This is a genomic window from Pseudogracilibacillus sp. SE30717A (genome assembly GCF_037071985.1).
Taxonomy (GTDB): domain Bacteria; phylum Bacillota; class Bacilli; order Bacillales; family Amphibacillaceae; genus Pseudogracilibacillus.
In genome coordinates this window covers 138,160-148,986 of record NZ_JAXHDF010000001.1, presented here as the reverse complement: position 1 = coordinate 148,986, position 10,827 = coordinate 138,160, and the positions used below count along the sequence as shown (strand labels likewise).

The window sequence follows — 10,827 nt, the reverse complement described above, 5'->3', positions numbered from 1 at the left end:
CTTATTATGATTATTCTTTTACACCACCGGAAGTTAGACCGGAAACAATTTGTTTTTGAAATAAAAGTACGATAATTAGCGTTGGGATAGTTACAATGGTGGTAGCCGCAGCTACTTCTCCCCATAAAATTGAAAATTGTGTACGTAAAAATGAAATTGCTACAGGAACTGTATGGTAAGAAGAATTAGAATTTAACGTTATAGTTAATAAAAATTCATTCCACGCAGCGATAAACGTAATGATAGCAGTTGTAAATACGCCGGGTGCAGCAAGTGGAAAAACAATTTTAGTTAATGTTTGAATCCTGGTTGCTCCATCTATCGTTGCGGATTCTTCTAATGCAAGTGGAATTTGATTAAAATGCGTAACTAAGATCCACACAGCCATTGGCAATGTAATTGTTGAATAGGGAAGGACAACAAAATAGCTGTTTAACCAATCTAATTTATAAAACAGGTTATAAATGGGACCTGTAATAATCATTTGTGGAAACATTGAGACAGCTAATACTATACCTAACAAAAAGCTTTTTCCTATAAAATGAAATCTTGAAATTGCGTATGAGCAAAAAGTTGCAACGGCAATGACATAAATAGTCGTCACTGTGGCGACTACAAAACTATTAAACACAGCGCGTAGGATTCCTTTTTCAATTAAAACGGTTGAATAATTCTCTAAGGTAGGATTTTCCGGTATGATACGGAATGCTCCGGCTCCATAAATTTCCCCGCTTGTTTTAAACGAAGTAATAAAAATCCATAAAAAAGGAAAAAGCATGGCAAATAAAAAAATGATAAGAATGAAACTAGCCGGGATTTTCCACTTTTTATTCGTTGATTTCATGATTTTTCCTCCTTAATTTCTGTCTAACAAGTTTGAGCCAAGTAATCGGACGAAAATTATTGCTATAATTGCAACGCATAGAAACATAACCATCACAACAATTGACCCATAACCGAAATTCGTTTGACCAAACATTAATTTGTATGCGTAAACAGATAACGTTTCTGTAGCCCCTCCTGGTCCGCCACCTGTTAGTACATAGATCAAATCAAAGACTCGAAATGCATCCAATGTTCTAAATAAAAGTGCTACTAGGATAGACGTTTTTAGAAGCGGTAATGTTATTTTGAAAAAGCTTTTTATTTTTGACGCTCCATCAATTGAAGCAGCTTCATATAAAGAACCAGGGATGTTTTGCAATCCTGCTAATAATAAAAGTGCCATATATGGTGTGGTTTTCCATACATCGGCAAGAATTGTGGAAATCATGGCTCCTGTTGCGGTTAATAATAAGTTTTGTGACTGTTCAATTAAACCAACAACTTCAAAAAAGTGAGCTACAATACCACTAGTACCGTCATATAAGTATCCCCACATTAAAGCAGCTACAGCAGTAGGGATTGCCCATGGTATTAATGAAGTGGTGCGAATAAAACCTTGCCCAAATATCGCTTTATTTAATATAAGTGCGAGTCCAAGCCCAAGCATTAGTTCCAAACTTACTGAGACGATGGTAAATATTAAAGTATTAATAAGAGCGATCATGATTCGTTTGTCTGTAAATACGTTTGTATATCCTTTTCCACCCGTAAAATTGGAAGGAATAATACTATTGTTTACGTCTTCCATAATTATTGGCAAACTCTCCCGATGAATTAAGGAATACGTATTGTTTAAATGAGTGATTAAAGAAATTCCATCTTTATATAAATACTCAATTTGCTCACGGTCCTCGGTAGATAGGGTAAGTATGTCTTTATGGTCTGAAAAACGGTTAGAAACATCATTCATGTTTTGGACGTACGCTTCAATTAATAATTTGTCTTCTGGAGATGATATGTTCTGTAAATCTTCTTCTAAAAACATTTCGATATAAAGTGTTGTTTCATTGAATAAGCTTGTATTAAATCGTTCATTTATAAAAAGTCCTGCTTTTTGTTGCTCATTCAGTTTAAAATCAAATAATGTATACGAAATCGACTGGAAAACAGGCCAGAGTGAAAATACACCGATTAAGACTAGTGTTGGTAATAAATAGAGCCATCCAGTAATTCCTAATTTTTGCTTCACTTTATCACCCTCTGTAATACTCATTTGGTAGGGATAAAGAGATTGGGACATAAATAAAACTAGCAACAGAAAAGGCGAACAATATGTTTGTTAAGTGTAGAAATATACGTAGACTCTCCTACGGGAACAGCAAATGTTTTTCGTTGGGACGAACGAATGTGCAGTCCCACGAGTCCGAAGATCCCTGTAGCGACTCGAAACGAGGAGCTACAGAAGCGGATCGCCGTGGCCGAGGTAAAGGAGACACAGTTCAAGCAAGTATAAGCGTTGCTTGAACTGATGTCGCGCTTATGCCTGTGGTGAAAGCGAAGTATATTTCCGAAGCTATCATACCTCTAGTAACGTTCGTCTTTTCTTTAATAAAAAATACTTTTGTCCCAAACTCATATACATGTAGATACCTTATTCTTCTAATGCTTCTTTAATTTCAGAACTTACCTCATCTAGTCCTTCGCCCGAACTTAGATATTTATGGGCTTCGATTTGGATTGTGTCGGATACTTTGTTGTAATCAGGAGAAACAGGTCTTGCAATTGTTTCTTGTAACGCTTGTTGAAAACCTGGAAAGGAAAGGAGATCATTTGCGCCCAAGACATCTTCATTCTCTAATAACGCATTAAATCCAGGTATATACCCACCTTCTGTAGATAATATTTTTTGTCCATCTTCACCGGCAACGAAGGAAATAAATTCCCAAGCACCTTCTATATTTTTTGAGTTTTTATTAATTCCTAATAGCCAACCTCCAACAGACCCCCCATTAGGTAAAGGAGCGATTCCTACTTGGTCTAAAGTTAATTCAACCCCATCTTCCTCTGCTTGTATTCTGCCAAATTGATAAGGCCAGTTACGTGCAAAGACAGCCTTGCCTTGTTCAAAATTTGTATGTGTTTCTGCTTCTGTGAAGTTTAGTAGATCTTTTGGACTGAAAGGGGCGCTTGTAAATTCATACATTATATTAAGCCCATCTTCAATAGCTGAATATGTCTTCGTAAATTCCGTTACATTAACAGTAAGTCCTTCATATTGTTTAGACTGATATAAAAAACCGTATTCAGTTTCTTCTTCTCCCGTATATTTTTCAGCCATTTGATATAATTCCTCGTATGTGTAGTCGCCGCTTTCAAGTTTAGCAGCATCATCCTCATTAACAATATCAGTGCGGTAATAAAGTAAACCCAAATCAGGGAAATATGGTAGTGTATATTGTTTTCCTGTAAAGTTTCCGGAGTCCATTGACCCTGCATTAAAATCATCTTTACTTAAACCTTCATCTTTCATAAAGACATCGATGGGTTCCAAAAATCCTGCACCTGCAAATTCACCGGCCCATACAACATCCATGGAAATGACGTCATATTCACCTGACCCGCTCGTGAGTGAATTGAGCAGTTGATCGTGCATTTGAGCAGAATCATTGGTTAAGGCATCCCATTCCACTTGATAATTGCTTTGTGTTTCGTTGAACGCATCAATTAAAGCTTGTGTTCCGGGAGTGTCATCATTTTGAATTCCGACCTTAATCGTAATTACATCATCTGATTCACTTTCCTCGTCCGATTCAGTTGCCTCATTTATATCTTCTGCTTCTTGAACTTCGGCAGATGTATCTGATTGCTCATCCTGACTTTTTGAACAAGCGACTACAAACAAGATGGATGACAGTAAAATCATTGATAATACCCATTTCAAACGCCTCATTATGTTGCCTCCTTTTCATCTATTGGTTGTATTGTAAGTGCTTTCAACATAAACTTATATTATGTATTTACTAAAATTAATAAAAATTTACGATGTTTAAGGAGGTGAAGATGTTTTTTGAGAAACTCTACAAAAATAAAACAAAATGTTATTCAACAATTTTTAGAAGCACGCAAAGAAAACGAGGAGTCTTTTTTTTCACACCCGTCCTACACGTTGGAAAAAGAACTTCTATATTGGATTTCCCAAGCAGATGAACAACAAGCTCTAGCCGTTTTAAAAAAGATTAATACATTAGAAAAAGCACGACTTTCAAGAGAACCATTTCGCTCTTTAAAAAATTCACTTATTTGTTCTTGTACTTTATTTGCACGTGCAACTATTGAGGCGGGCGTTACTCCTGAAAATGCGTTTAATTTGAGCGATGTTTTTATTCGAAAGATTGATCAAGCAGATGATCTACTGCAAATAAGATCTATTGAGTCTGAAATGGTGCATTATTTTATAAAAGCAATAAAAGACTATCAAAAGAACCCCTATCAAAATGATATTGTCGATAAGGCAATACATTATATTCACGATCATATTTTACATCCATTAACATTACATCAAATTGCAATAGAAATAAATGTAAGTCCGAATTACTTATCAGCTTTATTTCATGAAATAGTTGGGATTCCATTAAAAGAATATATTAATCGTAAAAAAATTGATGAGTCTATTTATTTTTTAAAGTATACAGATTCTACCTTATTGGATATTGCTCTATTATTTAATTATTGCAATCAAAGTTACTATTCTTCTTTATTTAAGCGATTCAACGGAATGACTCCCAAACAATTTAAGCAAAAAAACCATTTAATGAAAGAATGAAGTGAGAAAACATCACTAACATCGTTACATAAAAATGAGTGGAAATACCCCCTTTTTTTAACTTTTAACCAATATTTACCTAGATAATCTTGACAATTTGTCGTAATCGAATTATTGTTAACGTAAGCTTTTATTACCATATATGTAATTTTATCTCATAATATTTAAGCGGTTACATTTTAATTACATAAATATTGGAGGAAAGGGAATGACGGAAGTAATTTTAGAGATAAATGAGTTGCGGACTCATTTCTTTACAGATGAGGGAGAAATTCCTGCAGTTGATGGGGTTAGTTTCCACGTAAATAAAGGGGAAGTTGTTGGGATTGTTGGAGAATCTGGATGTGGAAAAAGTGTTACCTCTTTATCAATTATGCAACTTGTACCTGATCCTCCTGGGAAAATTGTGAGCGGAGAAATTAACTTTAAAGGTGAAAACTTAGTTAAGGCTAGTAATAGACGAATGAAAAAAGTTCGCGGAAATGAAATTGCTATGATATTTCAGGAACCGATGACTTCACTTAATCCACTTTTCACGATTGGTAATCAATTACAAGAATCCATTCGAATTCATGAGAAAGTAAGTAAAAAAGAAGCACATCTAAAATCTATAAATCTCTTAAAATTAGTTGGCTTGCCTAGAGCAGAAGATGTAATTAATGAGTATCCACATCAGCTGTCTGGAGGAATGAGGCAACGAGTAATGATCGCAATGGCTATGGCATGTGAGCCTGATTTACTTATTGCAGATGAACCTACGACAGCACTAGATGTGACTATTCAAGCGCAAATTTTAGATTTAATGCGTAAATTAAATAGTGAAAAAGATACAGCTATATTGTTAATTACGCATGATCTTGGGGTAGTTGCTGAAATGTGTGATCGAGTCATTGTGATGTATGCAGGGCAAGTTGTGGAAGAAGGAACAGTAAGAGAGGTATTAAAAGACCCGCAACATCCTTATACGCAAGGGCTGATTCGTTCGCTGCCTCGTCTTGAAGAAAAAAATCAGAAGCTGTATTCAATTAAAGGCACAGTCCCCCGTCCAAAAAAGGGCAGAATTGGTTGCAGATTTGCCCCGCGTTGTGAGCTGGCATTTGAGAGATGTTTTGATGAGAACCCAGATTTGTATACGGTTCAAAACATCCGAAAGAGCAGATGTTTTTTACATGATGAACATGAAGGAGAGACAGTTAAAAATGGCCAAGCCACTATTGGAAGTTAGCGGTTTAAAGAAACATTTTGATATAAAGGGTGGAGTTTTCGGGCGAAAAGTTGGTACTGTCCAAGCTGTAAATGACATCTCTTTTACCGTAATGGAAGGGGAGATATTAGGAATAGTTGGTGAATCTGGTTGTGGGAAATCAACAACTGGAAAGGCTATTTTGCGGTTGATTGAACCGACAGAAGGTAAGGTAACATTTGAGGATCATGATTTGACGAATTTAAGTGATGAAGAAATGCGAAAATTGAGAAGAGATATGCAAATGATTTTCCAAGATCCGTATGCATCATTAAATCCAAGGCATACGGTTGAAAAAATCATTTCCGAGCCTTTATTAATCCATGGAGTAAAATCTTCTGAACAGCGTAGTCAACGAGTGAAGGAGCTACTTGAGGTAGTCGGGTTAAATCCATATCATGCAACCCGTTACCCTCATCAGTTCAGTGGAGGGCAAAGGCAACGGATTGGAATTGCAAGAGCACTTGCAAACAATCCAAAGCTAATTATTTGTGATGAACCTGTTTCTGCATTGGACGTTTCCGTTCAGTCACAAATTTTAAATTTAATGAGTGAATTACGAGATGAATTTAATTTAACTTACATATTTATCGCACATGATTTAAGTGTTGTAAAGCATATTAGTGATCGAGTAGGGGTGATGTATTTAGGAAATATGGTCGAGCTAACGGAAAAAGATAAGCTTTATGAAGATCCTAAGCATCCGTATACACAAGCATTATTATCTGCAGTACCATCACTCGACCCTGATATACGCAAAGAAAGAATTATACTCCAAGGCGATGTACCAGATCCTGCAAATCCACCGACTGGATGTGTTTTTCATACAAGATGTCCAAAGGCTATGGAAGTATGTAAACAGGAAAAACCTATGTTTTCAGAAGTTGAAGATCGTCATTTCGTTGCTTGTCATTTATACAATTAGGCAGCGAATGATTTATCTTATAAAAGTAAAACGAATCACTTACATGCCATGATAGCGGATGGTGATGAGCTTTTACTTAGTAAATATACAAAGTAAAAAAGTATATTTACGAAAAATAATATAGTAGGGGGAAAATCAATGAGGGTAAGATGGACACTTTTATTGGCGCTACTTTTTTCACTAAGTTTTATTTTAGCGGCATGTGGTGGCGAAAATGAGCAGTCTGGAACAGAAAGCTCTGATGCTCAGGAAGAAGAAGGCAGCGAAGCTTCCGAGGATAGTGGTGGGGATAAGACGTTAATATTTGCGAGAGGTGGGGACTCTGAGAGTTTAGATCCCGGGAGTACATCTGATGGAGAGTCTTCTCGTGTAACTCAGCAAGTCTTAGAAACATTACTCACGTTTGAAGCAGAGTCATTTGAACTGGAGCCTGGTTTAGCCCATGATTGGGAAGTATCAGATGATGGATTAACATATACATTTTATTTGGAAGAAGGCGTCAAATTTCATGATGGTACTGATTTTAATGCAGAAGCGGTTAAAATAAATTTTGACCGATTTGCAGATCCGGAACATGAGTATGCGTTTGCTGATCATGAATACGTATATTTTATGTATGGTACAATGTTTGGCGGTCATAAAGGTGATGATGGCCATGTTGTAGATGAGGTAAAAGTAGTTGATGAACATACAGTTCAATTTAATTTAAATAAACCTTTAGGGTTCTTCTTGCAGAACATGGGGATGTCCTACTTTGCAATTACATCTCCGGCAGCATTAGAAGAATATGGACCTGAAATTAATGAAAACCCAGTGGGAACGGGCCCATTCAAATTTGTTAGTTGGACAAAAAATGAGTCGATTGTATTAGAAAAGAACGAAGAGTATTGGAAAGAAGGTTTACCAAAATTAGATAAAGTTATTTTTGAAGTTATCCCTGATAATGCAGCAAGATTAATTGCTCTGCGTTCAGGTGATATCGATATTATGGATGGATTAAATCCGGATGACGCAGCAGGTGTTGAATCAGATGATGATTTAATTTTATATAGTCGTGCAGAAAATAACTTTGGATATATTGGATTCAATGTTCAAAAAGAACCATTAGATAACGAGTTTTTAAGACAGGCGATTAGCCATGCAATTGACCGAGAAGCTATCGTTGATGCATTATATGCCGGGTATGGTACAGTTGCGAAAAACCCATTACCACCAAGCTATTTAGGTTATAACGATGACGTAGAAGGGTATCAGTATGATGTAGAAAAGGCAAAAGAGTTATTAGCTGAAGCAGGGTATGCAGATGGATTAGAGATTGACTTATGGACAATGCCTGTAGCAAGACCATACATGCCAGATCCAGAAACGACTGCTGAAATTGTACAAAATAACTTAGCCGAGATTGGAATAACAGTAAATATCGTTCGTGAGGAATGGGCTCCATACTTAGAAAAAACGATGAATGGAGAACATCAAATTTATATGCTAGGTTGGTCGGGTACAAATGGTGACCCAGATTATTTCATTAGTAGTCTATTGCATGGTGACTTGATCGGAGACAGTAACCGTGAATATTATCAAAATGAAGAAGTTGACAAACTTTTAAATGACGCAAAGGTAGAAATTGACCAAGATAAACGTGCTGAAATGTACAAAGAAGCGCAAGCTATTATTGCTGAAGATGTGCCGATGGTTCCATTAGTACATTCTACTCCGGTTATGGCATCATCAAGTAATGTGAAAGATTATGTACCACATCCATCTACAAGTGAATCGCTTGAAAATGTTGACTTAGAATAAGTTTTCATAAAAATTTTAGGCATAAGAAGAAGGCAGTGATGAAGTAAAACTTTCCGAAGTTACATGGCAGTTCATGAGCAATATGGTTTTAAAACAGTTAAATGAAAGAATCCGAACTCATGAAATGTATAGTAAATATTCACTCATAGTTCGGATTTTCTTTTGACTAAAGGAAATTTATCATAGCTTCTTTTTTTATAGAGTATTTTAGCTTGAAGGAATTGAGGTGACATAATGCTATCTTACACAATGAGGCGTTTATTAATGTTGATTCCTGTATTGTTAGGTATGACATTAATTACATTTTCAATCGTACACTTAATACCCGGGAACCCAGCTCAAGTAATTTTAGGACAGAGTGCAACGCAAGCAGCAATTAAGGAATTGGAAGAAAGTATGGGTTTAAATGAACCATATTTTGTCCAATATTTTTTATATGTTAAAGGTTTGTTGCAAGGTGATTTAGGAACATCTTTAAAGACGAAAGCAGCAATTGCAAAAGAAATTTGGCCGTATATTGCCGCTACTTTTGAATTAACATTTTTTGCTATGTTATTTGCTGTATTTGTCGGTGTCAATGCAGGAATCATTAGTGCATGGAAACAAAACTCATGGTTCGATTTTATAGCTATGTTTGTAGCACTTATTGGGGTATCGATTCCTGTGTTTTGGTTGGCATTAATGCAACAATGGGTATTTGCACAAGAATTAGGCTGGTTTCCTGCTAGTGGAAGGCAAAATAGTAGAGATCCTGTTGATGCAATTACTTATTTTTATGTAGTCGATACTATTATTAAAATGGATGGTGCAAAATTAATTTCTACGCTAAAGCATTTGGTTTTACCGAGTATCGCTTTAGGAACCATTCCAATGGCAATTATTGCCAGGATGACAAGGTCAAGCATGCTCGAAGTGATGAAATCCGATTATATTAGAACTGTACGGGCAAAAGGTTCAGGGCAATTTTTAATTATTTATAAACATGCTTTAAAAAATGCTTTGATTCCAGTTCTAACTGTTATTGGACTTCAGACCGGGGTCTTACTTGGAGGAGCTATATTGACGGAGACAATCTTTAGTTGGCCAGGTGTAGGAAGGTATATATTTGAAGCGATAAATTATCGTGATTATCCAGTGATTCAATCGGGTATTTTAGTAGTCGCATTTATTTTTGTCATCATTAATTTAATTGTAGATTTACTATATTCGTATATTGATCCGAGAATTAAATATTAGAAGGGGCTGATAATATGAGAAGTGAACAAAAGACCGATGAACTATTATCTGACCCCAGTATTCTAGAAGAGGAAGAGCTAAAAGCAACTTCACCTTGGCAAGATGGATATAGACAATTAAAGAAAAATAATTTTGCTATAGCAGGTTTTGTTATAATTTTACTATTTATCTTGCTAGGATTATTTGCTCCGTTACTTACTCCTTATGGATACGAAGAACAGGTATTGGTTGATCGACTTAAGCCGCCATCCTCTGATCATTGGTTAGGAACAGATGATGTTGGACGAGATATTTTTACGAGAATTGCTTACGGAGCCCGAATTTCGCTTCAAGTTGGATTTTTTGCTGTTTCTGGGGCGTTAATTTTTGGAACATTACTTGGAATTATAGCGGGTTATTTTGGCCGTTGGATTGATATGCTTATTTCAAGAATTTTTGATATCCTCTTAGCATTTCCAAGTATTTTATTAGCTATCGCAATCGTGGCAATTTTAGGTGCGTCATTACAAAATGCATTAATCGCAATTGCAATCATTAATATCCCGATTTTTGGGCGCCTTGTTCGTTCAAAGGTTATCAGTTTAAGAGAAGAAGAATTTATCATGGCAGCGAGAGCGCAAGGCATGAAAAATGGACGGATTATTTTTCATCATATACTGCCGAATAGTTTGGCACCAATTATTGTCCAAACAACACTTGGGTTTGGTACAGCAATATTGGAAGCGGCTGCACTCGGATTTTTAGGGCTCGGTGCTCAACCACCAACTCCTGAGTGGGGAAAAATGCTTGCAGATTCACGAGACTTTATTCAATTAGCGCCATGGACATTAATTGCTCCAGGAGTCTCTATCATGCTTGTAGTGTTAGGATTTAACCTAATTGGTGATGGATTGAGAGACGCGCTAGATCCGCGAATGAAAAATTAAAGATTATAAAAATTATTGTAAAGAAAAACTTGGATAACATTCCAAGTTT

Annotated in this window: 9 protein-coding genes; 6 read left to right on the top strand and 3 right to left on the bottom strand. The window is 36.0% G+C overall.

The features are described from left to right. Window positions 1-10 precede the first annotated feature (10 nt). From SPD48_RS00740 to SPD48_RS00730, 3 genes are all read right to left on the bottom strand, one after another. Complete coding sequence (locus tag SPD48_RS00740) at window positions 11-844, bottom strand: carbohydrate ABC transporter permease (protein ID WP_336256130.1); 834 nt, start codon at window positions 842-844, stop codon at window positions 11-13. Window positions 845-856: 12 nt separating this feature from the next. Next, entirely contained in the window at window positions 857-2,074 is a 1,218-nt protein-coding gene (locus tag SPD48_RS00735) for a carbohydrate ABC transporter permease (protein WP_442962087.1), read from the bottom strand. 402 nt (window positions 2,075-2,476) lie between these two features. Then, a complete protein-coding gene (locus SPD48_RS00730) occupies window positions 2,477-3,775 on the bottom strand; it encodes an extracellular solute-binding protein (RefSeq protein WP_336256128.1) in 1,299 nt (432 codons plus the stop codon). Window positions 3,776-3,892: 117 nt separating this feature from the next. Here SPD48_RS00730 and SPD48_RS00725 point away from each other — a divergent pair, with 117 nt between their 5' ends. The 6 genes from SPD48_RS00725 (at window position 3,893) to SPD48_RS00700 (ending at window position 10,778) form a co-directional block, all read left to right on the top strand. After that, window positions 3,893-4,648 (top strand): AraC family transcriptional regulator, encoded by a 756-nt coding sequence (locus tag SPD48_RS00725; RefSeq protein WP_336256127.1) that lies wholly within the window; start codon window positions 3,893-3,895, stop codon window positions 4,646-4,648. 208 nt (window positions 4,649-4,856) lie between these two features. Continuing rightward, window positions 4,857-5,873 carry an ABC transporter ATP-binding protein gene (locus SPD48_RS00720; protein ID WP_336256126.1) on the top strand — a complete coding sequence of 339 codons (1,017 nt, stop codon included), beginning with the start codon at window positions 4,857-4,859 and terminating at the stop codon, window positions 5,871-5,873. Beyond that, complete coding sequence (locus SPD48_RS00715; RefSeq protein ID WP_336256125.1) at window positions 5,848-6,816, top strand: ABC transporter ATP-binding protein; 969 nt, start codon at window positions 5,848-5,850, stop codon at window positions 6,814-6,816. Before SPD48_RS00720 ends, SPD48_RS00715 begins: the two co-directional genes overlap by 26 nt. 138 nt (window positions 6,817-6,954) lie before the next feature. Further along, complete coding sequence (locus SPD48_RS00710; RefSeq protein WP_336256124.1) at window positions 6,955-8,616, top strand: ABC transporter substrate-binding protein; 1,662 nt, start codon at window positions 6,955-6,957, stop codon at window positions 8,614-8,616. A gap of 234 nt (window positions 8,617-8,850) precedes the next feature. After that, on the top strand, window positions 8,851-9,852 hold the full coding sequence (locus tag SPD48_RS00705; protein ID WP_336256123.1) for an ABC transporter permease: 1,002 nt from the start codon (window positions 8,851-8,853) through the stop codon (window positions 9,850-9,852). Between the two features lie 14 nt (window positions 9,853-9,866). Continuing rightward, window positions 9,867-10,778, top strand: coding sequence for an ABC transporter permease (locus SPD48_RS00700; RefSeq protein WP_336256122.1), 912 nt, complete (start codon window positions 9,867-9,869; stop codon window positions 10,776-10,778). Window positions 10,779-10,827: the final 49 nt, after the last annotated feature.